We start from the raw sequence: 26,781 nt of genomic DNA, 5'->3' as shown, positions 1-26,781 counted from the left end.
AATCAGTGCATCAAACCGTACCCTTTTCGTTGATAATTTGCACTTACATGCGTGCTATGCCTTTACTGAGTTTGTTAAATTCCGTAAAAGAACAAACGCTATATCCTAATGAGATTTTGATTATCGATGGATCAACGAATCTTGAAACGGAAACGATTTTAAAAAAACATCCCTTTGCAAATTTACACTATTTTAAAGTTCCCGACCACGAAAGAGGTTTGACCAAGCAACGTAATTTTGGAATCAAAAAGGTTAATTCTGCTATGGATGTTGTATGTTTTCTTGATGACGATACCATTTTGGAACCAGATTATTTCGAACAACTACTACATACTTACACTGTTTTTCCCGATGCGCTTGGCGTAGGAGGTTATATTACTAATGAAACCGTTTGGGAACAAGCATCTTCAGGTTACCAATCCAATATAAAAGAATACTATTATGATGGTTGGAAAAAAAAAGATGGTTCGCGCTTTGTGATTAGAAAAAAACTTGGCTTAGATTCTAATTTGCCACCTTGTTTTATGCCTGAGTTTTCTCACGGTAGGAGTGTTGGTTTTTTACCACCAACTGGCAAAATATATGAAGTTCAGCAATTTATGGGCGGCGTATCTTCTTTTAAAAAGGAAGTACTCGATCAGCATAAATTTTCAACTTATTTTCAAGGATATGGGTTGTATGAAGACGCAGATTATACGTTTAGATTATCTAATTTAGGGAAATTGTATCTCAATACGAATGCTAAACTTGCTCATTTTCACGATGGAAGTGGTAGACCCAATAAGTATACTTATGGTAAAATGGTAGTAAGAAATGGTTGGTATGTTTGGCGCGTGAAATATCCGAATCCGAGTCTTAAAGCTAGATTAAAATGGAATTTGATTTCACTACTTTTACTATCAATAAGGTTTACCAACGTTTTTACCACCATTGAAAAAAAAGAAGCTTTTACAGAATCTGTAGGCAGACTTGTTGGCTGGTTTAGTTTGATGTTTAATAAACCCAAAGAGAACCAATGACTTTTTGCATTATTACCCATGTCGTTCATATAAAAAAGGGCAATCATTATTATGGTTATGCTCCTTATGTGAATGAAATGAATATTTGGTTAAAGTATGTCGATAAGGTTATTGTTGTTGCTCCTTTGCAAGACCAAGAGGTAAATTCTATACATACTTTTTATGATCATCCAAATATTGAGTTCGTTACGGTTCCGAAATTTTCACTTATTGGATTAAAAAATGGTTTGAAAACCTTGTTTTTATTGCCCTTACTTTTTTTTAAAATAATTCAAAGTATGCGCAAATCCAATCACATTCATTTGCGCTGTCCAGGTAATATGGGATTATTAGGTAGTTTGGCTCAAATGTTTTTTCCATCTAAAAATAAAACCGCTAAATATGCAGGCAATTGGGACATGCAATCCAAACAACCTCAGACTTATGTTTGGCAAAAAAAGATCTTAAGTTCGACACTTTTAACCAAAAATTGTAAGGTTTTAGTTTATGGTGAATGGAGCAATCAGTCTAAAAACGTTTATCCTTTCTTTACAGCAACTTACCTTAATTCACAAATTGAAGACTTAGCAGTAAAATCATTTGCATCGGGTATCAAATTTTTGTTTGTGGGTACTTTATCAAAAGGGAAGCAACCTCAATATGCCATCGATTTAGTTAGAAAATTGAAATCAAAAGGATTTGATGTTTCACTTGATATATATGGCGATGGCTTATTAAAAGATCAACTATGTTTATCAATTTCTGAAACAAAATCTGATGGTTTTATTGCTCTTAAAGGCAATGTTACGAAAGAAGAAATGATTGCAAATTATAAAGAAGCGCATTTTTTGCTTTTACCATCATTGAGTGAGGGTTGGCCTAAAGTTGTTGCAGAAGCAATGTTTTGGAACTGTTTGCCGGTTGCTACTCCGGTTTCGTGCATTAGTACTATGTTGGATCATCAAAACAGAGGCATCATCTTGAATTTAGATTTAGATTCGGATGTTACTTCTTTAATAGAACATATAAATGACTTTGAATTCTATCAGAAAAAAATAAATCTTGCTTCAAATTGGTCACATCAATTTACAATTGATAAATTTGAACAAGAAATAAAGAAAATGTTAGCGTAATGAGAGTGCTTCAAATAATTGATTCGTTGGATATCGGCGGTGCTGAAAAAATGGCCGTGAACTATGCTAATGCTTTAGCAAACGCTATTGAATTTTCAGGATTAGTTGCCACTCGAAAAGAAGGCATTTTAAAAAGTCAACTAGCGGCCAACGTAAATTATTTGTTTTTAAATAGAAAGTCGAAGTTAGATTTACAAGCTGTTTTTAAGTTGCGTAGGTATTGCATTGTAAACAAAATTACGCATTTGCAAGCGCATAGTAGTTCTTTTTTTACGGCGTTTTTAACCAAATTAGTTTTGCCAAAAGTGCAAATTATTTGGCACGATCATAACGGTTTGAGTGAGTTTATTAGTTCTCAAAAATCGTTTGTTCTCAAGTTTACTTCTTTCTTTTTCAAAGGCATCATTGTGGTTAACGATCAGTTGAAAAAATGGGCTGAAAAAGAATTGAATTGTGCCAAAGTACTTTATTTACCCAATTTTACGGTATTAGATCATCTGCAGAAAAAAGAAACTCAGTTGTTTGGGGTAGAAGGCAAACGTATTTTATGTTTGGCTAATTTACGATTTCAAAAGAATCATTTTCTTTTAGTTGAAGTTGCTCAAAAACTGAAAATATCCCATCCTGATTGGACCATTCACTTGGTCGGAAAAGATTTTCAGGATGCCTATTCTGATAAGTTAAAGAATGAAATTCAAGACCATTTCCTTTCGAATGTTCTGTTTCTATATGATTCTCGTAACGATACTCAAAATATTATTGAGCAAAGTGCTATTTGTGTCTTATCTTCGCAATCTGAGGGTTTGCCGGTAGCCATTTTAGAATATGGATTGAATAAAAAACCAGTTGTTTCCACTAAGGTTGGAGAAATTCCTAAAATTATTACTACTACTGTAAATGGTTTATTAGTTGATAATTACAATGCAGAACAATTTTATTCATCGTTGGTTCAATTGATAGATCATAAGGAGTTAAGAGACAAAATGGGGATACAATTATACCAAACCATAGCAGCACATCATTCTCAAGATGCCATCATCGCTAATTATATTAATTGGGTTTTAAGTTTGTAATGGAAAATAAAGTTAAGAACTATTTATTTTTGATATTACTTCATGCTGCGCTTGGAGTGGCTATTTATTTGCTACCCTTTCTTTCAAAGATTTATGGCTTTTTAATTTTATTTTTAAGTTTGTATTTTATCGTAAAGACAAAGAATAGAAATAATGAAGTACTTTATGCTTCTGCCTATGTGGTTGGTGTTGAGGTGTTTTTGCGGATGACTGGTGGAAATCCAAACCACGAATTTTCGAAATATTCCGTTATCGTTTTTTTAGCCATTGGAATGGTTTATAGCGGTATCTCTAAAAATGCCATTCCTTATTGGATTTATCTTATTTTGTTATTACCCGGAGTTTATATTGCTACTCAATCCATAAGTTTGGATGCGCCTAATATTAGAAAAACCATCATGTTTAATATTTCTGGTGCTTTTTGTCTTGGAGTCGCCTCCTTATATTGTTATAATCGGAAATTTTCTTTTGAAGAAATTAATAATTTGCTTTTATTGATGGGATTGCCCATAATTTCGTGTGCGGTGTATTTGGTTTTGTACACGCCCGAATTAAAAGAAGTGGTTACATCAACCGGTTCCAATTCTGAAACTTCAGGAGGTTTTGGTCCTAATCAAGTGGCTACTGCTTTGGGATTGGGGATGTTTATATTTTTTGCAAGAATGATTGTCGCCTCTCGAAACAAAACTTTTTTGCTAATAAATTTACTAGTTGGTATCTTAATGCTTTATAGAGGTTTGTTGACGTTTTCACGTGGAGGAATGATAACGGGTTTCCTAATGATCATTGTTTTTTTTGGATTTCTTTATGTTTATTCTAGAAATATTGGAAAATTGAAATTGATTTATATTGTTGGATTTATTTTCATATTGTTGGCTTCCACTTGGGCATATACCGAGTCGCAAACTGGCGGATTGATAAGTAAGCGTTATGCCAATCAAGATGCTACAGGAAGAGTAAAGGATTCGCAACTTACAGGAAGAGAAGATTTGGCAATGGGAGAGATTGAGATGTTTTTGGAAAATCCTTTCTTTGGCGTTGGCGCAGGAAAAGGTACCGAAATACGATCGGAAACTATGGGTTATTTAGTAGCCTCGCATGATGAGTTGACCCGAATTTTAGCGGAACATGGTTCGTTAGGAATTCTGTCTTTGTTGATCTTGATTTTTACACCAATTTTTTTATACTTAGATAATAAACAGCATATCTACATGCTTTGTTTTCTTGTTTTTTGGTTTCTAACCATCAATCATGCTGCTATGCGAACGGCATCACCAGCATTTATTTACGCACTTTCTTTGTTAAAAATTAAATTCAATTATGATGAAGAAGATTCTGTACATAGGAAATAAATTATCAAAACACGGGAACACTGCTACATCAATAGAAACCTTAGGAAGTTTTCTTGAGTCAGAAGGTTTTGAAGTGTACTATGCTTCTTCTAAAAAAAATAAGATTTTTAGATTTTTTGACATGCTTTTGACTACGATTTGGTATGCTAGAAAAGTTGATTATGTTTTTATTGACACGTATAGTACCCAAAATTTTTATTATGCACTTGCAACAAGTCAGTTGTGTCGCCTTTTTAACGTGAAGTATATTGCAAAATTGCATGGCGGTGATTTACCCAATCGAATAAAAAGAAGCCCTTATTTTTCTGATTTGATATTTAAAAATGCCTATAAAATTTCTGCTCCTTCTGATTATTTACTTGCTGCATTTAGAGAAAATTATGCTGCTAATTTAATTTATATTCCAAATACCATTGAACTTCAAAAGTATGATTTTTTAAAACGTAATTTTATCGTTCCTAAATTGTTATGGGTTCGTTCTTTTTCTAAAATTTATAATCCCAAGATGGCAATTGCTGTGCTCTATCAACTTAAGAAAGTTTATCCTAATGCGACCTTAGCTATGGTTGGTCCTGATAAAGAGCATTTAGTTGAAGACTGTAAGAATTATGCCGCTGATTTAGGTGTTGAAGTTACTTTCACAGGAAAATTGACCAAAGAAGCATGGGTTGCACTTTCAAAAGAATATAATGTTTTTATAAATACCACTCATTTTGATAATACACCTATTAGTGTTATTGAAGCAATGGCTTTAGGATTGCCTGTAGTTTCTACTAATGTTGGCGGAATTCCGTTTCTGATATCCGATAAAGAAAATGGTCTTTTAGTAGCCGATAGTGATGTTGATGGAATGGTTAGTGCGATTATCGAAATTTTTAATAATGAAATTTTAACCCAAAAAATTGTAGATGCTGCAAGAACTACTGTTGAAAGTTTTGATTGGAGTGTAATTAAGCAAAAATGGTTTGAAATATTGAAATAGTAGTCTTCTTTATGATATTTTTTATAACTTGCGTCAATGTTTTTTAACAAGTAAAATGAATAGTAATAAAAAAATACATTTTGAAGTTTCCGAAAGAAAAATTCTTCTAAAGATTTTTGATGTAATCTTTGTCTTACTATCATTATACATTATAAGTTCTATTTTTGACTTTAAATATTTTACTTTTTCGGCTACCAATTATTACTGGGCGATTTTGTTGGCAGTTTATATAAATGTTTTTGGTTCTGTTTTCGAAATGTACAATTTGCAAGTAGCAAGTAATCAATTTCAAGTAATAAGAAGTATCATTCTAACTTCGTCTACTACCGTACTAATTTATCTTTTAACGCCAATTTATACGCCTGTTTTACCCTCGAATAGACTTCAGATTATCATATTTTTTATTGCAATTTTTGGGTCGTTATTACTATGGAGGATTTTTTACGTAAAGTTTTTAGCTTCGCACCGCTTTGTTAAAAACGCCATTTTGATTTGTGACAAAGAGCAACTTCAAGAACTGGTTACAGGTATTGAAAATGCCGATCCACATTACAGAATTATTGCTTTTGTAAATTCGGATGGTGAAGATTCGTTTAATTTGAAATTTAAGTCCATAAAGAATATTCATCCTGATGATTTAGAAAATTTTGTTAGAAAAAATTCTATTTCAGAAATCGTAATTGCTTCACAAAAAACCGAAGGAATAACAGTTAGTTTATACAATCAATTGATTCATCTGCTAGAAAACGGATTTATCATTAGAGAATATACGCAAGTTTATGAAGCCATAACGCAACGTATTCCAGTTCAGTATGTTTCAAGAGATTTTTACCGCTATTTTCCTTTTAGTAGGAGCAATCAAAATCACCTTTATTTATTGGTTTCCCGATTGATTGAGGTGTTGTTTTCAATAATAGGTTTGTCTATCGGAGCTGTTTTTTTTCCGATAATTTTATTGGGTAATTTATTAGGTAATAGAGGAAGATTGTTTTACACGCAAGAACGTGTGGGCAAAAACGGTGAAGTCTTTAAAATCTACAAATACCGTACAATGGTGAAAAATGCAGAAGCTAATGGCGCTGTATTTACCACTGCTAACGATAGTAGAATTACCGCTTTTGGTAAATTTATGCGAAAAACTAGACTTGATGAATTTCCACAATTCATCAATATTCTAAAAGGTGATATGGCTATTATTGGTCCAAGGCCAGAGCGTCCTATTTTTGTGAATGAAATTGCAGATATTATGCCGTTTTATGAAACACGCCACGTGGTTAAACCTGGGCTTACTGGTTGGGCACAAGTGAATTATGCTTATGGCGATTCGATAGAAGATAGTTTAGTAAAATTGCAATATGATTTATATTATATCAAACACCGAAGTATTTTTTTGGATATCAATATTATCATTAAAACCTTTAGTACAGTACTTTTTTATAGAGGTCAGTAATTAGGATTTACTACTACTGTCTTGTGCTTTCTTAGCTTGTTTTACCAATCTTAATAAAATATAATTATTAGCTAAAATAAAAGGAATCATTAGTGGTAAATGAGGTTTCCCTATCATTATGGCTATGTAAAGAAGTGTTGTTAAGAAACAAATTGTTGCCATTTTTCTAAACCAAACCACCGAAAGAAGTCCCAAAATGCAATAAAGTGGATTGAAAAGTAAGGCGTTGTAATTCCACAAAACCTCTTCGTGGTCAGAATATAAGCCTACCAAACACAAAAATATTCCCAATATTCCCGAAATAAATAAGTAGATAAGAGAAACATATTTATTGTTGATTACCACAATCACAAGCAAAATTAATGCGATAAAATAAATACTATTCACAAAAGAAAATGTATTTGAAAGTGTTGCACCTTCTACTAAAGTTTCTTTTTTACTTACGATAGGTTTTTGATTTACTTTTGCTTGATCTAAACTGTGCATTAGCTCTACAGGAAGAAATAATTTTTCAGCTTTACTGTCGGTTTTGACTCCGAAGATGATGTTGATTCCTAATTTGTAATAGAAATGATTGTCAAAATAAGGATAAAGCAATGATCTATAGGAAATGCTTTTGTCATCTACTTTATCAATTAGTTTTTTGCCAAGAATGGCATTGATTTTATCGACAACCATTGTGGTGCAATTGCGATCAATAAATTTGTAGGTATAATTGCGTTCTTCAGAATAAAGCGAGGCATTTAGCAGTTCGAATAATTCCTGCTTTTTAGCCAATGATAACGCTAAAGTTTGTTCAACAACCTCACGATTATCGGCTTGGTATTCAAAGATAAAATCTTCAAAAGAAGTTGCGTTAATAAAATATTGCAGGTCTCCTTTTACAAACTTTAAATAAAAATTTTCAGTTCTAAAATCAAATGCGCCGTAGTTGTACACCACATCTAGATTATTATTAAGATCTTTAATTCGGATAGCCGTATGTCCGAAAGTGCTATAAAGTTCATTACCTCGACCACAAGTAAAAATACTTACCGAGGCATTTTCGGATAGCGCAGGATTTTGAGAAAAACTAAAAGCGTAGGTTAAAAGGAAACAAAAAAAAAGCAGTTTTTTAATCATGATCGTTTATCTAAAAACACTAAAATCAACTTTTACCGAAAAAATATTGGAATATAAAGCAGCACTTTGGTCACCCAAATCCGTAAGAGCATAGTCTACTTGGATGCCTTTGTATTTAAAACCTAATCCGATGTTGGGTTGGAAACCAACTTTTCTTGAACCATCTAGTTGGGTGATGTTTTGAAAATTTCCAACGCCAGCTCTTAAGAATACCAAATCGGTGTAATTATACTCAAAACCTAACGCAGGATCTATACTAACAAAATTGGTAGAAATTAGATCATTAGTTCTTGCAAATTGCATGTTTAAATTCCCAGAGGCTTTTAAATAAGTTTCGTTGTGAAAGTCAAATGTTTTTGACATTCCGAGTTGTGCTTTTGGTAAAGTGATTTCACTACTTTCAGGTAAGTCTTGATTTTCGCCTGGAATAGCACTTTTAATTTTTTCATATTCTTCTTCATTGATGGCCCAAACATTGTAGGTTGTGGTAATGTCTCTTAACATCAAACCAAATTTCCAATCGTCTCTTTCAAATTGCAAACCTACGTCAAAACCAAATCCCCAAGAATTTGCAAATTCACCAATAACTCTTCTAATAACTTTGGCATTTACACCATATTGAAAACCAGGTATTTTAAGTCTTCTTGCATAAGATAAAGTAAGTCCATAATCAGCAGTTGAGAATTTACTGATTCTGTTGTAATCAATGTTTCCGTCACTATCGATAAGCTGAGTAGTGTTTAATATATCGTCAACTCCGAAACGTATTAAAGAAATTCCCCAAGCACTATCATCGTCAATGGGTTTTGCAAAAGCTGCGTAATCATATTGTGCGATATTAGCAAAATAGCTCGCGTGCATCAAGGAAGCTTGATTGTCTTCTAAACCAAGTAATCCTGCCGGATTCCAATAGCCTGAATTCACATCATTAGTATGCGCAACTACAGCGTTAGACATACCTAATGCCGCTGCGTCAACACCTATGTTCATGAACTCATTAGAATATTTTCTAATAGATTGACTATGAACTAGCGTACAGGCTAATAACAAGATTAAACAATTAATTTTCTTCAAAGCATAATTTTTTTCAAAAGTATAAATTTTTATTGAGCTAACTTCCTCTACAATTCATAATAAATTCTGAAAATAAAACTCTAATTACAAACGTACTTATGTATAAACTTATTGTATTACATTTGTATCACAAAAAAATAAAGAATGAATTTCAAGAAACACCTTCCTAATATCCTTACCTTATTAAATTTATTTTGTGGTTGTATAGCTTTAATTTTTATAGCACAATTGCAATTTGAAGTTGCCTTTTACTTTGTTTGCTTAGGTATTTTCTTTGATTTTTTCGATGGTTTTTTTGCAAGAAAATTTGGCGTTGCTGGACCATTGGGTGTACAATTAGATTCTCTAGCCGATATGGTTACTAGTGGTGTTGCACCAGGTTATGTGATGTATCAGTTGTTATCTTTTAATGGCAGTTTTATGAAAGTAGTCAACGATACTTCTTTCTTTCAAGTGGCTTTTTTAGGTTTTATTATAACCCTTGGTGCTTGTTATAGATTGGCTAATTTTAATATTGATACGAGACAATCTGATTCTTTTATAGGTTTACCAACTCCAGCCAACACTTTGTTTATTATGAGTTTACCTCTAGTTATTCAGGAGTGTCAATTTCTTACTATTAGTGAAGCTTTAAGTATTAATGGGGTTTTGATAGCTATTACTTTGTTAAGTGCTTATGTAATGAATGCTGAAATCCCGCTGTTTTCTTTAAAGATTAAAAACTTTAGTTTTTCAAAATACAAACTTCAAATAGGATTTTTAGCACTTTCGGTACTTATGATTTTGACTTTAAGATTCTTGTCTATACCTTTAATTATACTGTCGTATGTTTTATTATCTGTCCTAAATACTAGGTTGGCAAAAAAATAGTTATCTACTTTATTAGTTTACAATTTTAAAACGTAAGAATTTTGATAATTTATGGCAAAAAGAGTTACTAGAACACCTGCGGTTCGTAAAAAGACAGTTAAGAAAAAGTCTTCCTTTTTATCATCGAAGTTAGTTGTTTTTCTGGTTTTCATAGTGCTTTTTTTATTTAGTGTTTACCATTACAGAAATGCTATTTTATATTATTTTAGTTTTAAAACCGATAAAGTTTTAAAAGAAGACAAGGTGGCTCAAGCCAGAATATTTCAAATATTAAAAGCTCATAAAGATTTAACTTTTGGCTTTGACGTGTCTCAATACCAAGGAGAAATTGATTGGGAACAAATTGATTCGGTTGAAAATAAATTCCCATTGCGTTTTGTATTGATTCGTGCAACAGCAGGAAAAGATAAAGAGGATTCGGAGTTTGATGACAATTGGAACTCGGCACGAAAACATCAGTTTATTCGTGGCGCCTATCATTATTATCGACCGAACGAAAACTCCCTTGAGCAAGCCGAAAATTTTATTAAAACAGTAACTTTACGAAAAGGTGACTTACCACCAGTTTTAGATATAGAACAGTTGCCTAAAGAACAATCTATTGATAGTTTGAAAGTAGGATTGAAGCGTTGGTTGCAAAAAATTGATTCGCACTATAAGGTAAAACCCATCATTTACACTGGCGAAAAATATTATGAAGATTTTCTCAAAGAGGAATTCAGTGGCTATACTTTTTGGGTAGCTAACTATAATTTTTTTGTAGAAAATATAAAAGATGATTGGCTTTTTTGGCAATTTACAGAAAAAGCCGTTATCAACGGAATTAATGAAAAAGTCGATTTAAATATCTATAACGGAACACCTAAAATGTTAGAATATTTGACCATTAATTAGTTACTTCCGAAAAATACAAAGTCACACATAAAACAACTAGCACTATAATAAATACTAGAACCGATTTAGTGTTAGCGAAATTAACAGTCCAACCCATCCATTTAGTTCTTTTGGGCGGAAAAATTCTTTGGTCTTCTTTGTTGTAATAAATGCCACCAAACTTCCAATTGTTTGGATCTTTATGCCATTTATCTAACGTTTCTTTTGATGGATTTTCCACTTTTTAAAGATTTACATCTATTTTAGGTGCGTTGAAGTCGATTTTGGTTTTACGCAATTCGAAGTTTTGACCTAGGTACACTCTTCTAACCATTTCATCTTCCACAAGTTCTTCAGGTTTTCCAGCTTTTAGAATTCCGCCTTCAAACATTAGGTACGTTTTATCCGTAATAGCTAAGGTTTCTTGAACGTTGTGGTCGGTAATTAAGATTCCGATATTTTTATTTTTCAATTGCGCTACAATTCTTTGAATGTCTTCAACCGCTACAGGGTCAACTCCTGCAAAAGGTTCATCAAGTAAAATAAATTTTGGATCGGTTGCAAGCGCTCTAGCAATTTCAGTTCTACGACGTTCACCTCCAGAAAGTAAATCGCCACGATTGGTTCTAATGTGTTCTAAGCTGAACTCTTCAATCAAACTTTCCATTTTTGCAATTTGCTCTTCTTTAGATAGTTTGGTAAGTTGCAATACACTCAATATATTGTCCTCAATACTTAATTTTCTAAAAACCGATGCTTCTTGAGCCAAATAACCAATGCCGTTTTGAGCACGTTTGTACATTGGGAATTCTGTAATATTCATATCATCAAGATAGATATTTCCGGAATTCGGTTTTACCAAACCCACAATCATATAAAAAGAAGTCGTTTTTCCAGCACCATTTGGCCCTAAAAGTCCAACGATTTCTCCTTGATTTACTTCAACAGAAATACCTTTAACAACGCTTCTGCCTTTGTAGGTTTTGATTAAATTTTCGGCTCTTAGTTTCATTTTTATGCTGAATTTAGTTCAGCATCTCATCAATGCTAAACTCTATTTTTGAATTTAGTTCAGTAATTCCTATTAATGAGATACTGTTGTACTGAATTTATTTATGCAAATTAACAAAAATCATTGGCTTGATTTTACTATTTAACTTCAATTTTGCAATCTGCCAACTGCAATCTGATTACTGAGCACTTTCTTCTAATGCTTCCCAAAATTCGTAGGCTCTTCTTAAATGCGGAATTACAATAGTTCCACCAACTAATGTTGCAATTCCCATAGCTTCCATCATTTCTTCTTTTGTGATGCCTTCTTTGAATGAAGTTTCTAAATGATATTTTACACAATCATCACAACGCAAAACTGCCGATGCTACTAATCCTAAAAGTTCTTTAGTCTTTACATCCAAAGCGCCTTCTGCATAGGCATTGGTATCTAAATTGAAAATACGTTTTACTACTTTATTATTGTCTGCCAATAATTTTTCGTTCATTTTAGAACGGTACTCATTAAATTCTTTAACTTGATTGCTCATCTGCTTTTAAACGTTTTTTTACTACAATTGCTGAAATTAAGATACTAACTTCATAGATCAGTAGCATTGGAATTGATACTATAATTTGACTCACGACATCGGGTGGCGTAACTATTGCTGCTACAATAAGTATGATTACGACACTATATTTTCGGTATTTTCTTAAAAAATCGGGCGTTACCAAACCAAGTTTGGATAGGAAATAAATAATAATTGGAAGCTCAAAAAACAATCCGCAAGCTATTACCGATGTTTTAATCATGCTGATATACGAATCCACATTGAACTCGTTCTTTATTATGGAACTAACCGTGAAAGTTGCAAAAAAGTTTACTGACATTGGTACAATAATATAGTACCCAAAAAGCACTCCGAGGAAAAATAAAAACGAAGCTATAAAAATAAAATATTTAGCATTTTTACGTTCTTTTTCATACAATGCTGGACTAATAAATCCCCATAATAACCAAAGAATGTAGGGAAAAGCAAAAATAAAGCCAGCGGTGATACATGTCCAAATTAAGATTGTTACTTGACCTTCCATATCCGTGTTTTGAATTACAAACGGTAGTTCTGTAACACAAATACTTTCTTGAAATCCAACGTAATTAGACAATTCACAGAATAATCTATAGGTGATAAAATTCGGATTTGTTGGTCCGAAAATAATACTGTCAAAAATAAAATCGCTTATAAAAAAGGTGGCTGTTGCACCAATTAAAACGGCGATGGTGCTTCTTACTAATAGCCATCTTAATTCTTCAAGATGTTGCATAAAGGACATTTCCTTCATTTCTTTCTGTGCCATTATACAATTCCTTCTTTTAAAATATCATGTAAATGAATTACTCCTTTATATGCTCCATTTTCAACAACTACCAATTGCGTAATTGAAAAATCTTCTAATAAGTTTAAAGCATCTTCAACTCGATCAGTTGGTTTTATTGTTTTAGGGTTCACCGTCATAATGTCTTTGGCGGTTAAGCCAGCTATCGTTTCGGTTTTGTTTAGCATTCTTCTTATATCGCCATCGGTAATGATACCAATCACTTTATCGTCTTCAATTACTGCTGTTACTCCAAGTCTTTTTTCTGAAATTTCAACGATTACGTTTTTAATACTTGAATCTGAATTTACAAATGGTTTTCTGCTTGTGTCTAACATGTCTTGAACACGCAGCAACAATTTTTTTCCTAATGCGCCACCTGGATGGTATTTAGCAAAATCTTCTGCTTTAAAATCACGCATTTCCATTAAACAAATCGCCAATGCATCGCCCATAACTAGTTGTGCGGTTGTACTATTGGTAGGTGCTAAATTATTTGGACAAGCTTCTGCTTCTACAAAAGTATTAAGTGTTATATCCGATTCTTTTCCTAAAAAAGAAGTAGTGTTTCCGGTAATTCCGATTAATTTGTTTCCAAATCTTTTTAATAGCGGAACCAAAACTTTTATTTCAGGACTGTTGCCACTTTTAGAAATACAAATTACAACATCACCGTCTTGAACCATACCTAAATCGCCGTGAATTGCTTCAGATGCGTGTAAAAACATCGAAGGAGTTCCTGTGGAATTCATTGTAGCCACAATTTTTTGTGCAATAATGGCGCTTTTTCCTATTCCGGTTACAATTAATCTTCCGTTACTCTTAAAAATTAATTCGGTGGCATTAACAAAGTTATCGTCAATAAAATCAGTTAGTTTTGCTATGGATTGGCTTTGCGAAATCAATGATTTTTTAGCCGATTGCATGATGTTTTCTTTACTTATCAAAATAGATTTGTTATAAAATTTGTATGAATAAAAGAAAGTTGTATATTTATGGTTGCAAATTTATGTAAAAATACTATTAAGTAAGAATGAATTCAAACGAAATTGACATCCATAAGGAATTAAAAAAATATTTTGGTTTTAACCAGTTCAAAGGTTTACAAGAAAAGGTGATCAAAAGTATTTTAGCAAAAGAGAATACCTTTGTAATTATGCCTACTGGTGGCGGAAAATCATTGTGCTATCAACTGCCTTCGCTTGTTCAAGAAGGAACTGCTATTGTGGTTTCTCCTTTGATTGCATTAATGAAAAATCAAGTTGACGCAATTAGAAGTGTGTCAACCAATGATGGAATTGCACACGTTTTAAATTCCTCTTTGACCAAAACCGAAATCAATCAAGTAAAAAAAGATATTACCTCAGGTATTACTAAATTATTGTATGTAGCTCCAGAATCGTTGACGAAGGAAGAATATGTTGAGTTTTTGCAATCGGTGCCTATTTCTTTTGTGGCGATTGATGAAGCACATTGTATCTCAGAATGGGGTCACGATTTTAGACCAGAATATAGAAATTTAAGAACTATTATCAAACAACTGGGCAATGTTCCTGTAATTGGATTAACCGCTACAGCAACTCCAAAAGTGCAAGAAGATATTCTTAAAAATCTTGACATGTCGGATGCAACGACTTACAAAGCTTCGTTTAATCGTCCGAATTTATTTTACGAAGTACGCACAAAAACTAAAAATATTGAATCGGATATTATTCGATTTATCAAACAAAATAAAGGGAAATCCGGAATTATTTATTGCCTTAGCCGTAAAAAAGTAGAAGCTATAGCCGAAGTTTTACAGGTAAACGGTATTAGTGCTGTTCCGTATCACGCAGGTTTAGATGCTAAAACAAGAGCTAAGCATCAAGACATGTTTCTTATGGAAGATGTTGATGTTGTGGTGGCAACGATTGCTTTTGGTATGGGAATCGACAAACCCGATGTGCGTTTTGTTATTCACCACGACATTCCAAAATCATTAGAAAGTTACTATCAAGAAACGGGTCGTGCTGGTCGTGATGGAGGAGAAGGTCATTGTTTGGCTTACTATTCTTATAAAGACGTAGAAAAATTAGAAAAGTTTATGTCGGGCAAACCAGTTGCTGAGCAAGAAATTGGTTTTGCTCTTTTGCAAGAAGTGGTGGCTTATGCAGAAACATCGATGTCACGAAGAAAATTTCTTTTACATTATTTTGGTGAAGAATTTGATGGTGAAAATGGCGAAGGTGCTGATATGGATGATAATGTTAGAAATCCGAAAGCCAAAGTGGAAGCCAAAGACAATGTTAAAAAATTGTTGGAAGTGGTTCGCGATACCAAATATTTATACAAGTCCAAAGAAGTTGTTTTCACCTTAATTGGAAGAATTAATGCAACGATAAAAGCGCATAGAACAGATACACAATCTTTTTTTGGTTGTGGAAAAGATCAGGAAGAACGCTATTGGATGGCATTAATCCGACAAGTTTTGGTTGACGGAATGCTTACTAAAGATATTGAAACCTACGGAATTTTGAAAGTATCTGATAAAGGTCACGATTACATCAAGAATCCGGTTTCGTTTATGATGTCAGAAGACCACGAATATAACGAAGCTGAAGACGATGCTATAGTAACAGCAGCAAAATCTTCAGGAACGGCAGACGAAGCTTTGATGAACATGCTGCGTGATTTACGTAAAAAAGTGGCTAAGAAATTGGGTGTTCCACCGTTTGTTGTTTTTCAAGATCCGTCCTTAGAGGATATGGCGTTGAAATATCCAATTACTATGGATGAATTGATCAATATTCACGGAGTTGGAGAAGGAAAGGCCAAAAAATATGGAAAAGATTTTGTTGAATTAATCAACCGCTATGTTGCCGATAACGATATTATTCGTCCGGATGATTTGGTTGTAAAATCCACTGGAGCCAACTCTGCTAATAAATTATACATCATTCAAAACATCGATAGAAAACTATCACTTGAAGATATTGCTTCTGCAAAAGGAATGAAAATGGATGATTTACTCAAAGAAATGGAGCAAATTGTTTATGCAGGAACCAAATTAAACATCAAATATTGGATTGACGAAATACTAGATGAAGACCAACAGGAAGAAATTCACGATTATTTTATGGATTCTGAAACCGATAAGATTGAAGATGCCCTAAAAGAGTTTGATGGCGATTACGACATTGAAGAATTACGCTTGATGCGAATTAAATTCATTAGTGAAGTAGCTAATTAGATAAGTATGTTTTTAACTATTATTATTCCGACCTACAACGAAGAATTATCTATTAAAACCACTATTCAACACCTTCAAAAAGTGTTGCATAATAAAGCTTATGAAATCATAATTTCTGATGCTGGTAGTACTGATGCGACGGTTGCAGTTGCAGCTGGTTTAGGTGCTAAAGCATTGCTTTCTCCTGTCAAAGGTAGAGCAGGGCAAATGAATTTTGGTGTAAAAAATGCAACTGGCGATGTCTATTTTTTTGTGCACGCCGACAGTTTGCCTAATCCTAAATTTTTTGACGCTGTAGAAAAAGCGTTACTTGATGGTTTTAATTGCGGAAGTTTCAGAACACAATTTGATAGCCAAAGTTTTTTGTTAAAAATTAATGCCTTTTTTACCAGATTCAATTACTTGTTTTTTCGTGGTGGCGATCAAGGTATTTTTGTTACAAAAGCACTGTGGGAAAAGATAGGCAGCTATAAAGAAGAAATGTTCATAATGGAAGATTATGATTATATAGCTAGATTATGGAATGCAGGAAACTTTAAACTGATCCCGATGGCGACCTTAATTTCTGCTAGAAAGTATGAGCAAAATTCTTGGTTAACTGTGCAATTAGCTAACCTTAAAATCGTAAGAATGTATAAAAAAGGAGCTTCTCAAATAGATATGGTTACAAAATATAAAGAACTTCTTACCTATAGAAAAAATGCATTTTAAAGATAAAGTAGTCTGGATTACTGGTGCTTCTTCTGGAATTGGAAAAGAATTAGTTATTCAATTATCCAAGCAAAATGCTATTTTGATTTTAACGTCAACCAATCTCACTTTACTAAATGAATTGCAAGCTAGTTTAACTACTAAAAGTTATGTTTTGCCTTTCGATTTATTAAATATTGATGGTATTGAAAATCTTGTGCAACAAGCTATGCAGCTTGAGGGAAAAATAGATTATGTAATTCAAAGTGCTGGAATCAGCCAACGATCATTAGCCAATGAAACTAATCTTGATGTTTATAAGAAACTAATGGCAATTAACTATTTTGCACCTTTAGCACTGACGCAAGCAATTTTGCCTTATTTCAAAAAAATAGACTCCGGAAGCATTACCGTTATTAGTAGCATCGCAGGATTAATTGGATTTCCTTTGCGCAGTGGTTATTGTGCCTCAAAACATGCAATAAAAGGTTATTTAGAAACACTACAAAGTGAATTATATAAAACCAATATACATATTAGTATCGTATATCCTGGCAGAATTAATACGCCAATATCTAAAAATGCATTATTAGGTAACGGACTTCAATTCGGTTCCTCCGATGAAAATAATGAAGTAGGTATGGAGGTTAGCGTTTGTGCTGAAAAAATACTTTCGGGTATTGAGAAAAGAAAAAAAAATATCATTATTGTTAAGGCGGAAAGAATTCTTTTTTGGCTTTGGTGGTTTGTTCCTTCATTGTACTATAAAATTGCAAATTCTAAAGGCGTCAAGTAATTAAAATAAACATTATGCACCAGTATTTATCAGGAGTTCAACAAATAGGAATTGGTGTTACCGATGTCGAAAAGGCGATGCATACGTACAAACATCTTTTTGGTATGGATGTTTTGATTTTTGATGATGTCGCACCAGCTAGTTTAATGACCCAATACACCGGAAATCAGGTTTATAATCGTCGAGCCATTTTAACTATGAATTTAAAAGGCGGTGGCGGTTTGGAGTTATGGCAATTTCTTAATCGAACACCACAGGTTACTACCGAAGTTAAATTGGGCGATCTAGGCATTTCAGCTGCAATTATCAAAACTGATTCTTTAGAAAAATCTCATAAAAGACTTAGTGAAATTGAAAATATTTCGGTTTCGGAAATTGTGAATTGTGAAAGTGGTGCTTCTTATATCTGGGTAAACGACGGTCAAAATGATTTCAAAATTATACCGCAAAATGATTGGTTTCAAAGCAGTACTTATGATGTAGGTGGAATTATTGGCGCGGTAATTGGCGTTTCTAATATGGAAACTTCCTTGCATTTTTATCAACAAGTTTTAGGATTTGAAACTGTTTTATATGATATTCAAACTTCGGATAACGGACGTGAATTTAGAAAAATAGGACTACAAAAAACAGCCACAGGAAAAGGTGCTTTCAATAAACTATTAGGAAATGTAGTAATTGAGTTAGTGCAAATCCTGAATGAGGTTCCGAAAAAGATTTTTTCAAATCGATTTTGGGGTGATTGTGGTTTTATTCATTTGTGTTTTGATGTTTTAGATATGGATGCGCTAAAGCTGCACGCCGAAAAGAATAACTATCATTTTTCTGTAGATAGTAACAATTCCTTCGCAATGGATAATGCCTCCGGGCGATTTTGCTACATAGAAGATCCAGATGGCACTTTAATTGAATTGGTGGAAACACATAAGGTTCCCATTATGAAAAAATTGGGATGGTACTTAGATTTAACTAAAAGAAATAGAGAAAAACCTTTACCTAATTGGATGATTAAAATGCTAGCTTTGAGCAAAGTAAAATAAAACTACTTTAATTCTTTATAGCACCAAGCTGTAATTGGAAATAATAAAAATGTAACTAGTGCGGCTGGAAAATTAAATAGTAAAAGGACTATAATAGCAATTATCGTCACAATTATTGGATAGCAAATAAGTAATAAACCAAAAAGAACCGAGTCGTAAAAGACGGTATTTTTGGTTTTTTTTGTAACTTTTTTTTTGAAGAAGATATAGATTCCGTAATTCAAAAGATATCCAATGCACGCTGGCAGAAATAAGATGGCTTTTTTGCTTGGACTAGTGCTTTTTTTGAGTTTTTGTATTCCTTCTTTATCTAACATTCTAGATAGCATTCCGTCTTTTAACTCTTGATTAAATTCGTTGTAAAACTTTGCTTCTTCGCCAGAATTTGGTTTAGTTGGTATAAACTCCGCATTAAAATTGATTTCGGCAACTTTAGGATTTTTTTTGAAAGAAGAATAATTGATATTGGTTGGTTGTATCTTTAAATTTGCTATTTGATTTTCGAATGCCATTAAAGAAAGTCTGGCTGTACCCTTTTTTAGCGGTCTTAAGTTCCATTCGTTGACACAAATTCCTTCAGAAAAAATTAAGATGGTCTTATTTTTAGATAACAGTTCGATACATTTTTTAAATGTTGCATCGTTTTTGGTCAAATTTTCTTTTCCTTCACTCAATCTATAAATCGGGATGAGGTTAATTGCATTTAATAATTTTGCTACCAACGGTTTGTTAAAAGCATCGCCACGCGCCAGAAAATAAATAGGTTTTGGATAGTGAACTGCAATTAGTATGGCATCAAAAAAGGAATTGGGATGATTGCAAGCAATTAATTTCGGATTAGAAAAAGAAGTGTTTTTATCAAAATTTACTATTGTTTTTTTACAATAAATTTTAACGGCTAAAAAGGCACCAAATTTAAAAATGGAATATAACATTATTTAGATCCAATGGGTTGGTACATCTTTCTCTTCATCGATATCATTTAATTTAACCAAACTAGAATAATTCAAGTTAAGTTTCTCGAAATCGGCAACGGTATCTGAAAAAATCGAAGCAGTGCTCCATTCTTTATCTTCAAATAATTCTTTTTTCAAAGTATTCATTCCTAACAAGTAATAGCCTCCATCAAAAGTAGGACCAATTACAGCGTCTTTTGTTTGCAATTCCTTGAATGCCTCTTCAATAATAGTAGTGTTCAATTCATAGCAATCACTGCCAATGATGCAAACTGAATCATAATTTAAGTGGAAAACTTCTTCAAAAGCCTTCTTCATCCTTATTCCTAAATCGTCTCCTTTTTGAGTTTTTTTACTATAGATTGCATTATCCCATTCATCGTCTTGAATACTGTTTTCAGAGTAAAAAACGAATTTATCAACTGCCAAAGGTGCAACGATGTCGCGAGTGTGCTGAAGTAATTTGATGTAAATAGCTAATGCTTTTTCATCTCCAATAGTTTTGGCCAATCTAGTTTTGACTTTTCCTAACTCCGGATTTTTAGTAAAAAGAATAATTGCTTTTTTGTGTTGCATTGAAAAAAAATTTAAGCAGCAACTTTGTTTATAAATCAAAGTTGCTGCTTGTTAGGTTAACAACATCCACCACCATTGTAGTGAAAAGTTGACTCACTGATAAAGATATCGTTTCTTCCTAAATCTGCAATAGCACCAGCTGTTTTGTCGCAGATTGCAAGCGGTTGATTTTTCATTAAAATGTGTCCTTTTTTATCATCAAAATAGTCTTCTTTGCCATAATAAATCGCTGCTTTTCCTGTAAATACACACGGACCATCGTCTGGCATTGGATCTTTTATCGCGCATACTTCAATACTTTCAATAAATATTAATTCATCGGTAGCATAATTTTCTGTATCTAAAATTCTGTATGGTCTTCTTCCACGTATTTCAATAGTTCCAAAGCCAACATCGGTAAGCATTTTAATATATTCTTTAATCGGAATACTACCACTAAGACACAATGCCCTTAAATGATCGTCATTTCTTAAGGTTTCATTCATCTCTTGCTCACAAGTTGGATCACTCATTACCAATCTACCATTCGGTTTTAAAACCCGATACATTTCTTGTAATGCTTTTTTCAAATCATCGGTTTTAAAAATATTGAACAAGCAGTTTTGTGCAGCAATATCAACGCTTTCGTCTTCTATAGGAAGGTTTAAAGCATCACCTTTTTTTAGTTCTACAAATTCGCTTTTAAACCAATCATTTTCTTGTTCGGCAATTTTGAAATTTTGTTTAGACGCTTCTAGCATTTCATCTACAACATCTACACCAATAACGCCGCCTTTTTGACGTGAGAAATACGAGAATTGTAGCAACTCCATTCCGCCGCCAACGCCAACATAAAGTATTTTAGGATTGTTAATTAGGTCTTGAGCCGAGATCGTACTTCCGCAACCATAATTCATTTCTTGCATTATTTTCGGAATTTCTAATCCTGGGAATTTCCAAATTGGGGTAGTGGTGCAACACAAACCTACATCAGGTGTTAATGCTGCATCTCGATATAAGTTGACTGTTGCGTCTAAATAGTTTTCCAATGTATTGAAGTTCTTAATGAATTTATTTTTTTATTTTTATTTGAGTTTTAATTATCAAATATAGTAATTTCTTGCTATGCAACTGCACCGCCACAGCTACTTCCTGAGCCTGCGGTACAACCATAGCAATGATTACTTACTATTATATTTCTGTTTAATAATGAATTAGCGTTGTAGGTTGAAATGTGTTGTGAATCACGACACGCTACTTTTAATTCAAGCATTTGATTGAAATCGCAATCATAAATATAACCATCCCATCCTATTGAGATTGTATTTCTACACATTACGTTTAAGGCTGCAGTTGGATTAAAAGCATCAATTAATTTCGTTAAATAGTCTTCGTAATTTCCGGAGGAAACCAAATAATCAAGGTAACGGCTCACTGGCAAATTGGTGATAGCAAAAAGATTATTGAATTCAATTCCGAAATCTTTTAGTAAGGTTGTTTTGTACTCTTTTTCTAAGGCATTTTGGTCTGGTGGTAAAAAAGCACCAGCGGGATTGTAAACCAAATTTAATTTTAAACCAGTGTCTGCTTTTCCATAACCCACTTCGTTTAACATTTTCAACGCTTTTATCGAGCTTTCAAAAACGCCATCGCCTCTTTGTTTATCGGTTCGGTCTTTAGAATAGAACGGTAAAGAAGATATTACTTCAATCTTATGTTTCTTGAAGAATTCTGGTAAATCGTTGTATTTTTTATTGGCAGTGATGATGGTTAAATTACATCTAACATACATTTGAATGCCAAGTTTACTGATTTCTTCAACAAACCATCTGAAATTCGGATTCATTTCGGGTGCGCCACCAGTCATATCAACCACTTTGTAATTCGGATTTAATTTTAGAATGTCTAATATTTGCTCCATCGTTCCTTGGGTCATTATTTCTTTTCGATCTGGACCAGCGTCGACGTGGCAATGCGTGCAAACTTGGTTGCACATTTTTCCTAAATTAATTTGAAAAATTTCCAAACTAGTAGGTTGCAAAGGATTTAAATTAATTAGCGACAATTGGTCTCTAAAAGGTTTAAATTCCTCAGGTTTTTGTTCTAATATTTGAAGTTGATTTGCTGCCTTCGATAACGAGTTAGCTGTAGATTTTAAGGATTTTAATTTTACTTTTTTAAACTCGCTCATAAACTTATTTTCTTTACTTTATTCATCATTTGAACTCCATGTACCAAACTTGCACCACCTCTTATTGCTGCCGATACGTGTACTGCTTCCATCATTTGAGCTTCACTATATCCTTTCTCGTAGGCATCTGAGCTATAAGCGTCAATACAATACGGACATTGTACTGCGTGTGCCACTGCTAAGGCAATAAGTGATTTTTCTCTTGCTGTTAGTGCGCCTTCTTTAAAAACTTCGCCATAGTATCCAAAAAATTTTTCGCCCATTTCTTTTTGAAATTCAACGATATTTCCAAATTTTTTTAAATCGTCTGAATTGTAATAATTTTTATCCATTTGTCCTAGTATTTAAAGTTTTCTAAATATAAACTCCAGTCATATTTGTTGTATTTTATTTTTGGATTGGCATCTTTAGGAATAATTTCTAAGTCTTTTACGATCTTTAAAATTCCTTTTCGGTTTCCAAAATCACCTCGAAACCAGCTCATTAAAATTGGCAAAGCTAGTTCGTTTTTATCTTTATTATACTCGGCATCACCAGTTAAATAACTTCTAGTGGCTTGATCTAACTGGTCGTTAATTTTTTCTGGATCATAAAAAAAGATAGGTGGACAACTTCTTGCACCACAATTTAAACTGAAATGAATTCTATAATCTACTTTTTCAACTCGGTACTTTTTTTCAAGTTTACTTGGAAAAATTTTGTTGAATTTTCCTAAACTCCATTTGATACTTGATCTTCTTAAAAATCCGTGTTCGATAATGTCTAAACTTAGCTTATTTCCGGCAACAACAAACTGTTTGGACTTGAAAAACGCATTTCTACTTTTGTATTTATCTGGATCTTTTTTTAAGGCATAATTTGTAAAACCATTGTAAAGATTGATAAAAAACGCTTTTTTTAAATCATCGGTTTTTAATTGCTCCAAAAGTTCTTCTTCATTAGCATTAGCCAGAAGTTCGATATACTTCTCAGTATCTGTTTCTGCAAATTTAGCCGATTCAATAAACTTTTGGGATATTTCGATGTAGTCTGTTTTTTGAGAAAAACCAAGCTGTGAGAATAATAATATGATAATTATAGGTTTCATAAATTTAATAGTTGAATGGAATAAATTCTTCATTGCTTTATAATTATTGTGTAAGTTTGTATCGAACACATTATTATTTTCGTTTTAGTGATTCATCAAATGTAAATCTACTATTATTTACGAAATTTACAAATTATAGTTTTTAAAGTATGACATATTTAGAACAAATTTCACAGTCGGCCGATTTTTTAGTTTCCAAAGGTATAGTTAATCCCGATGTTGCCGTGGTTTTGGGTACTGGATTAGGAAAATTTATAGATTATTTGAAAGTAGAAATAACTGTTGATTATGCAGAAATTCCGAATTTCCCGATTTCAACTGTTGAATTTCATAAAGGAAAATTGTTGTTTGGAACGATTGGTAACAAAAAAGTGGTTGCTATGCAAGGTCGTTTTCATTTGTACGAAGGCTATAGTTTGCAGCAAGTAACTTTTCCGATACGCGTTTTGCAACGATTAGGTGTGCAACAATTATTACTTAGCAATGCAGCTGGTGGAATTAATAAAAATTTCAAGAAAGGTGATTTAATTTTATTAGATGATCATATTAATCTGCAAGGTGGAAGTCCATTATCGGGGTTAAACAGCTTTGATTATGGTGGTATTTTTCCAGATATGAGTCAACCCTATGATGCTGGATTGAATCAAAAATTAAAAGAACAAGCCGAACTTATGGCTGTAGATTTAAAAGAAGGTGTGTATGTTTCTGTTTTTGGACCACAATTGGAAACCCGCGCTGAGTATCGATTTTTAGGAATTATTGGCGCCGATATGGTAGGTATGAGTACTACACCAGAAGTTATTGTTGCCAATCAATTGCAATTGCCTTGTGCCGCTGTAAGTGTGATAACAGATGAATGCGATCCTGATAATTTACAACCTGTAAACATTGCCGAAATCATTGAAATTGCTGGCAAATCAGATGAGAAGTTAAGTAAGTTGTTTTTTGAAACTATTCTAAATTTATAAAAATATTATTCTTGAAATAGTTCGCCACGATGTGGTTTCAAAGCATCACGAACTTGAATCATATTTTCGTCTGTAACTACCATGTAAGCAATGGCGTGCATTTCATTTAAAATTTCAAAGCCCGTAATTGTGATGGGCAATTTTTCAATGGCGATGTATTCCTTCAAATGAATTTCGTGATGTTGCGCCGTTTTTTCAGATGCTGGTCCACGAAAATCCCAAATCAATTTTATTTTTCTTGACATTTATAGTTTTCTAATGTAGTTGAATTTTTAAAAATTGGTCGAATTTCACTCAACATAATTTCGTATAAATTCTTATCTATTGTTTTAATTAATTACTGTTCCTCTGCAAAATTACAATAACAATTTTCAAATTACTATTTTTGTCAAAAATTACTTTTATGCCTCGCGAAATTCAAACTCAAGTCTCACCAGAAGTTGCTCACAACGAATTTTTAATTAAGGAACACGTAGCAAAATTATTAAACGCTTCAGTGAAGGAACTTCAAAAGGTTGTTGTATTGAAACGATCAATTGATGCGCGACAAAAAGCTATAAAATTTAATTTAAAGGTCGCCGTTTTTTTTAATGACGAGGAATTTGTTGCCCAAAAAATAGAACTTCCTGAATATAAGAATGTGGCTAATCAACAAGAAGTTATTGTTGTTGGTGCTGGTCCAGCAGGACTTTTTGCAGCATTGCAGTTAGTGGAACTTGGATTGAAACCTATTGTAATTGAAAGAGGAAAAGATGTTCGTGGTAGACGTAGAGATTTAAAAGCCATAAATGTTGATCACGTTGTGAATGAAGATTCCAATTATTGTTTTGGTGAAGGTGGCGCAGGAACTTATTCTGACGGAAAATTATACACACGTTCTAAAAAGCGTGGTGACGTGGACAGAATTCTGCGATTATTGGTGGCTTTTGGAGCTTCAGATGATATTTTGGTAGAAGCACATCCGCATATCGGAACCAATAAATTGCCGCAAATTATTCAAGACATCCGCGAAAAAATTATTGAATGTGGCGGACAAGTTTTGTTTGAAACTCGTGTAACTGATATTCTTGTAAAAAACAACGAAATTCAAGGCATCATCACTCAAAAAGGAGATACTATTACTGCAAACAAGTTAATACTTGCCACAGGACATTCGGCTAGAGATATTTTTGAATTATTAGATAAAAAGAAAATTTTTATAGAAGCCAAACCTTTTGCCTTGGGCGTTCGTGCAGAGCATCCTCAAACTTTAATAGACAAGATTCAGTATTCGTGTGATTACCGTGGCGAATTTCTACCGCCATCACCTTATTCTATTGTGAAACAGGTGAATGGTCGAGGAATGTACTCGTTTTGTATGTGTCCTGGTGGCGTTATTGCGCCTTGTGCCACTAGTCCAGGTGAAGTAGTTACTAATGGTTGGTCGCCTTCTAAACGTGATCAAGCTACTGCAAATTCTGGAATTGTGGTGGAATTAAAATTGGAGGATTTTAAACCTTTTGCCAAATTTGGAGCGCTTGCCGGAATGGAATTTCAAAAAGCAATCGAACAAAAAGCGTGGTATCTAGCCGGTCAAACCCAAAAAGCTCCTGCGCAACGAATGGTAGATTTTACTCAAAATAAAGTTTCATCAGATATTCCTAAAACATCTTATGTGCCAGGAACTACATCTGTTGAAATGGGACAAGTTTTCCCTGGATTTTTATCCCAAATTATGAGAGAAGGTTTCAAGGAATTCGGAAAAACAATGCGAGGTTATCTAACCAACGATGCCATTTTGCACGCGCCAGAAAGTAGAACCTCGTCTCCAGTTAGAATTCCAAGAGATAATGAAACGCTTGAACATCTTCAAATAAAAGGATTGTATCCTTGTGGTGAAGGCGCAGGTTATGCAGGCGGAATTATTTCGGCAGCTATCGATGGAGAAAAATGTGCGTTGAAAATAGCTGAAGCCTTACTCAAAAAACAATAATTA

28 protein-coding genes are annotated in these 26,781 nt (G+C 33.2%); 14 read left to right on the top strand and 14 right to left on the bottom strand.

All coding sequences use genetic code 11. The annotated features are described in order from the left end of the window. Positions 1–5: 5 nt before the first annotated feature. Genes Q0050_RS01580 through Q0050_RS01555 form a run of 6 tightly spaced genes read left to right on the top strand, consistent with a single transcriptional unit; the run spans position 6 to position 6,988 of the window. On the top strand, positions 6–1,019 hold the full coding sequence (locus Q0050_RS01580; RefSeq protein WP_298391982.1) for a glycosyltransferase family 2 protein: 1,014 nt from the start codon (positions 6–8) through the stop codon (positions 1,017–1,019). Beyond that, a complete protein-coding gene (locus Q0050_RS01575; RefSeq protein WP_298391980.1) occupies positions 1,016–2,131 on the top strand; it encodes a glycosyltransferase in 1,116 nt (371 codons plus the stop codon). The genes Q0050_RS01580 and Q0050_RS01575 overlap by 4 nt, the downstream gene beginning before the upstream one ends. Further along, complete coding sequence (locus Q0050_RS01570) at positions 2,131–3,204, top strand: glycosyltransferase (protein WP_298391978.1); 1,074 nt, start codon at positions 2,131–2,133, stop codon at positions 3,202–3,204. The genes Q0050_RS01575 and Q0050_RS01570 overlap by 1 nt, the downstream gene beginning before the upstream one ends. Before the next feature lie 29 nt (positions 3,205–3,233). After that, entirely contained in the window at positions 3,234–4,556 is a 1,323-nt protein-coding gene (locus Q0050_RS01565; RefSeq protein ID WP_367277141.1) for an O-antigen ligase family protein, read from the top strand. Beyond that, positions 4,525–5,538, top strand: a complete 1,014-nt coding sequence (locus Q0050_RS01560; protein ID WP_367277140.1) for a glycosyltransferase family 4 protein — start codon at positions 4,525–4,527, stop codon at positions 5,536–5,538. The genes Q0050_RS01565 and Q0050_RS01560 overlap by 32 nt, the downstream gene beginning before the upstream one ends. 55 nt (positions 5,539–5,593) lie before the next feature. Further along, complete coding sequence (locus Q0050_RS01555; RefSeq protein ID WP_298391973.1) at positions 5,594–6,988, top strand: exopolysaccharide biosynthesis polyprenyl glycosylphosphotransferase; 1,395 nt, start codon at positions 5,594–5,596, stop codon at positions 6,986–6,988. Here Q0050_RS01555 and Q0050_RS01550 read toward each other — a convergent pair whose 3' ends face one another. Together Q0050_RS01550 and Q0050_RS01545 are read right to left on the bottom strand one after the other, a co-directional pair. Next, positions 6,989–8,110 carry a DUF4105 domain-containing protein gene (locus tag Q0050_RS01550; protein ID WP_298391971.1) on the bottom strand — a complete coding sequence of 374 codons (1,122 nt, stop codon included), beginning with the start codon at positions 8,108–8,110 and terminating at the stop codon, positions 6,989–6,991. It lies immediately after the preceding gene. A gap of 6 nt (positions 8,111–8,116) precedes the next feature. Beyond that, positions 8,117–9,100, bottom strand: a complete 984-nt coding sequence (locus tag Q0050_RS01545; protein ID WP_298392081.1) for a PorV/PorQ family protein — start codon at positions 9,098–9,100, stop codon at positions 8,117–8,119. A gap of 228 nt (positions 9,101–9,328) precedes the next feature. On the opposite strand from Q0050_RS01545, the gene Q0050_RS01540 reads away from it, so the two are divergent. Continuing rightward, positions 9,329–10,054, top strand: a complete 726-nt coding sequence (locus Q0050_RS01540) for a CDP-alcohol phosphatidyltransferase family protein (RefSeq protein ID WP_298391969.1) — start codon at positions 9,329–9,331, stop codon at positions 10,052–10,054. Positions 10,055–10,105: 51 nt separating this feature from the next. Next, a complete protein-coding gene (locus tag Q0050_RS01535) occupies positions 10,106–10,948 on the top strand; it encodes a GH25 family lysozyme (protein WP_298391967.1) in 843 nt (280 codons plus the stop codon). Here Q0050_RS01535 and Q0050_RS01530 read toward each other — a convergent pair. From Q0050_RS01530 to Q0050_RS01510, 5 genes are all read right to left on the bottom strand, one after another. Next, a complete protein-coding gene (locus Q0050_RS01530) occupies positions 10,941–11,168 on the bottom strand; it encodes a DUF5808 domain-containing protein (RefSeq protein ID WP_298391965.1) in 228 nt (75 codons plus the stop codon). The genes Q0050_RS01535 and Q0050_RS01530 overlap by 8 nt on opposite strands. A gap of 3 nt (positions 11,169–11,171) precedes the next feature. Next, positions 11,172–11,939 carry an LPS export ABC transporter ATP-binding protein gene (lptB, locus tag Q0050_RS01525; RefSeq protein ID WP_298391963.1) on the bottom strand — a complete coding sequence of 256 codons (768 nt, stop codon included), beginning with the start codon at positions 11,937–11,939 and terminating at the stop codon, positions 11,172–11,174. 178 nt (positions 11,940–12,117) lie between these two features. Beyond that, positions 12,118–12,468, bottom strand: a complete 351-nt coding sequence (locus Q0050_RS01520) for a carboxymuconolactone decarboxylase family protein (RefSeq protein WP_298391961.1) — start codon at positions 12,466–12,468, stop codon at positions 12,118–12,120. Beyond that, positions 12,452–13,276: a twin-arginine translocase subunit TatC gene (tatC, locus tag Q0050_RS01515; RefSeq protein ID WP_298391959.1), complete on the bottom strand. Its 825-nt coding sequence runs from the start codon at positions 13,274–13,276 to the stop codon at positions 12,452–12,454. Before tatC ends, Q0050_RS01520 begins: the two co-directional genes overlap by 17 nt. After that, positions 13,276–14,241 (bottom strand): SIS domain-containing protein, encoded by a 966-nt coding sequence (locus tag Q0050_RS01510; protein WP_298391957.1) that lies wholly within the window; start codon positions 14,239–14,241, stop codon positions 13,276–13,278. The genes tatC and Q0050_RS01510 overlap by 1 nt, the downstream gene beginning before the upstream one ends. 86 nt (positions 14,242–14,327) lie before the next feature. On the opposite strand from Q0050_RS01510, the gene recQ reads away from it, so the two are divergent. From recQ to Q0050_RS01490, 4 genes are read left to right on the top strand one after another with little or no spacing between them, the layout of a single operon-like run. Beyond that, positions 14,328–16,523, top strand: coding sequence for a DNA helicase RecQ (gene recQ / locus Q0050_RS01505; RefSeq protein WP_298391955.1), 2,196 nt, complete (start codon positions 14,328–14,330; stop codon positions 16,521–16,523). Positions 16,524–16,529: 6 nt separating this feature from the next. After that, positions 16,530–17,234 (top strand): TIGR04283 family arsenosugar biosynthesis glycosyltransferase, encoded by a 705-nt coding sequence (locus Q0050_RS01500; protein ID WP_298391954.1) that lies wholly within the window; start codon positions 16,530–16,532, stop codon positions 17,232–17,234. Next, a complete protein-coding gene (locus tag Q0050_RS01495) occupies positions 17,224–18,009 on the top strand; it encodes an SDR family oxidoreductase (RefSeq protein WP_298391952.1) in 786 nt (261 codons plus the stop codon). Before Q0050_RS01500 ends, Q0050_RS01495 begins: the two co-directional genes overlap by 11 nt. Before the next feature lie 14 nt (positions 18,010–18,023). After that, positions 18,024–19,049, top strand: a complete 1,026-nt coding sequence (locus tag Q0050_RS01490; protein ID WP_298391950.1) for a VOC family protein — start codon at positions 18,024–18,026, stop codon at positions 19,047–19,049. 2 nt (positions 19,050–19,051) lie between these two features. On the opposite strand, the gene Q0050_RS01485 is transcribed toward Q0050_RS01490, so the two are convergent. The 6 genes from Q0050_RS01485 to Q0050_RS01460 form a co-directional block, all read right to left on the bottom strand. After that, positions 19,052–19,984: a 1-acyl-sn-glycerol-3-phosphate acyltransferase gene (locus Q0050_RS01485; protein WP_298391947.1), complete on the bottom strand. Its 933-nt coding sequence runs from the start codon at positions 19,982–19,984 to the stop codon at positions 19,052–19,054. A gap of 3 nt (positions 19,985–19,987) precedes the next feature. Then, complete coding sequence (locus Q0050_RS01480; RefSeq protein WP_298391945.1) at positions 19,988–20,581, bottom strand: TIGR04282 family arsenosugar biosynthesis glycosyltransferase; 594 nt, start codon at positions 20,579–20,581, stop codon at positions 19,988–19,990. A gap of 56 nt (positions 20,582–20,637) precedes the next feature. Continuing rightward, positions 20,638–21,609 (bottom strand): arsenosugar biosynthesis arsenite methyltransferase ArsM, encoded by a 972-nt coding sequence (gene arsM / locus Q0050_RS01475; RefSeq protein ID WP_298391943.1) that lies wholly within the window; start codon positions 21,607–21,609, stop codon positions 20,638–20,640. Between the two features lie 74 nt (positions 21,610–21,683). After that, the gene (gene arsS / locus Q0050_RS01470; protein ID WP_298391942.1) at positions 21,684–22,751 is read right to left on the bottom strand and encodes an arsenosugar biosynthesis radical SAM (seleno)protein ArsS; all 1,068 of its coding nucleotides are present in this window, start codon (positions 22,749–22,751) and stop codon (positions 21,684–21,686) included. Next, complete coding sequence (locus Q0050_RS01465; RefSeq protein WP_298391940.1) at positions 22,748–23,083, bottom strand: arsenosugar biosynthesis-associated peroxidase-like protein; 336 nt, start codon at positions 23,081–23,083, stop codon at positions 22,748–22,750. The genes arsS and Q0050_RS01465 overlap by 4 nt, the downstream gene beginning before the upstream one ends. Positions 23,084–23,088: 5 nt before the next feature. Next, positions 23,089–23,838, bottom strand: coding sequence for a DUF547 domain-containing protein (locus Q0050_RS01460; protein ID WP_298391938.1), 750 nt, complete (start codon positions 23,836–23,838; stop codon positions 23,089–23,091). Between the two features lie 149 nt (positions 23,839–23,987). Between Q0050_RS01460 and Q0050_RS01455 the strand changes: the two genes are divergently transcribed. Continuing rightward, positions 23,988–24,806: a purine-nucleoside phosphorylase gene (locus Q0050_RS01455; protein WP_298391936.1), complete on the top strand. Its 819-nt coding sequence runs from the start codon at positions 23,988–23,990 to the stop codon at positions 24,804–24,806. A gap of 5 nt (positions 24,807–24,811) precedes the next feature. Here the strand turns inward: Q0050_RS01455 and Q0050_RS01450 are convergent, their stop codons facing one another. Continuing rightward, a complete protein-coding gene (locus tag Q0050_RS01450) occupies positions 24,812–25,051 on the bottom strand; it encodes a hypothetical protein (RefSeq protein WP_298391934.1) in 240 nt (79 codons plus the stop codon). 158 nt (positions 25,052–25,209) lie between these two features. On the opposite strand from Q0050_RS01450, the gene Q0050_RS01445 reads away from it, so the two are divergent. Continuing rightward, positions 25,210–26,778, top strand: coding sequence for an NAD(P)/FAD-dependent oxidoreductase (locus Q0050_RS01445; RefSeq protein WP_298391932.1), 1,569 nt, complete (start codon positions 25,210–25,212; stop codon positions 26,776–26,778). Positions 26,779–26,781: the final 3 nt, after the last annotated feature.

Origin of the sequence: Flavobacterium sp., assembly GCF_027483985.1 — a bacterium.
Classification (GTDB): domain Bacteria; phylum Bacteroidota; class Bacteroidia; order Flavobacteriales; family Flavobacteriaceae; genus Flavobacterium.
This window is presented reverse-complemented; position numbering and strand designations above follow the sequence as displayed.

Coding starts and splice junctions, on each gene's coding strand:
- Q0050_RS01520 (WP_298391961.1), bottom strand. CDS start 12,468: ATGAGCAATCAAGTTAAAGAATTTAATGAGTACCGTTCTAAAATGAAC.
- tatC (WP_298391959.1), bottom strand. CDS start 13,276: ATGGCACAGAAAGAAATGAAGGAAATGTCCTTTATGCAACATCTTGAA.
- Q0050_RS01570 (WP_298391978.1), top strand. CDS start 2,131: ATGAGAGTGCTTCAAATAATTGATTCGTTGGATATCGGCGGTGCTGAA.
- Q0050_RS01560 (WP_367277140.1), top strand. CDS start 4,525: ATGATGAAGAAGATTCTGTACATAGGAAATAAATTATCAAAACACGGG.
- Q0050_RS01490 (WP_298391950.1), top strand. CDS start 18,024: ATGCACCAGTATTTATCAGGAGTTCAACAAATAGGAATTGGTGTTACC.
- lptB (WP_298391963.1), bottom strand. CDS start 11,939: ATGAAACTAAGAGCCGAAAATTTAATCAAAACCTACAAAGGCAGAAGC.
- Q0050_RS01535 (WP_298391967.1), top strand. CDS start 10,106: ATGGCAAAAAGAGTTACTAGAACACCTGCGGTTCGTAAAAAGACAGTT.
- Q0050_RS01495 (WP_298391952.1), top strand. CDS start 17,224: ATGCATTTTAAAGATAAAGTAGTCTGGATTACTGGTGCTTCTTCTGGA.
- Q0050_RS01545 (WP_298392081.1), bottom strand. CDS start 9,100: ATGAACATAGGTGTTGACGCAGCGGCATTAGGTATGTCTAACGCTGTA.
- recQ (WP_298391955.1), top strand. CDS start 14,328: ATGAATTCAAACGAAATTGACATCCATAAGGAATTAAAAAAATATTTT.
- Q0050_RS01550 (WP_298391971.1), bottom strand. CDS start 8,110: ATGATTAAAAAACTGCTTTTTTTTTGTTTCCTTTTAACCTACGCTTTT.
- arsS (WP_298391942.1), bottom strand. CDS start 22,751: ATGAGCGAGTTTAAAAAAGTAAAATTAAAATCCTTAAAATCTACAGCT.
- Q0050_RS01485 (WP_298391947.1), bottom strand. CDS start 19,984: ATGTTATATTCCATTTTTAAATTTGGTGCCTTTTTAGCCGTTAAAATT.
- Q0050_RS01445 (WP_298391932.1), top strand. CDS start 25,210: ATGCCTCGCGAAATTCAAACTCAAGTCTCACCAGAAGTTGCTCACAAC.
- Q0050_RS01465 (WP_298391940.1), bottom strand. CDS start 23,083: ATGGATAAAAATTATTACAATTCAGACGATTTAAAAAAATTTGGAAAT.
- Q0050_RS01450 (WP_298391934.1), bottom strand. CDS start 25,051: ATGTCAAGAAAAATAAAATTGATTTGGGATTTTCGTGGACCAGCATCT.
- Q0050_RS01455 (WP_298391936.1), top strand. CDS start 23,988: ATGACATATTTAGAACAAATTTCACAGTCGGCCGATTTTTTAGTTTCC.
- Q0050_RS01460 (WP_298391938.1), bottom strand. CDS start 23,838: ATGAAACCTATAATTATCATATTATTATTCTCACAGCTTGGTTTTTCT.
- Q0050_RS01555 (WP_298391973.1), top strand. CDS start 5,594: ATGAATAGTAATAAAAAAATACATTTTGAAGTTTCCGAAAGAAAAATT.
- Q0050_RS01540 (WP_298391969.1), top strand. CDS start 9,329: ATGAATTTCAAGAAACACCTTCCTAATATCCTTACCTTATTAAATTTA.
- Q0050_RS01575 (WP_298391980.1), top strand. CDS start 1,016: ATGACTTTTTGCATTATTACCCATGTCGTTCATATAAAAAAGGGCAAT.
- Q0050_RS01500 (WP_298391954.1), top strand. CDS start 16,530: ATGTTTTTAACTATTATTATTCCGACCTACAACGAAGAATTATCTATT.
- Q0050_RS01480 (WP_298391945.1), bottom strand. CDS start 20,581: ATGCAACACAAAAAAGCAATTATTCTTTTTACTAAAAATCCGGAGTTA.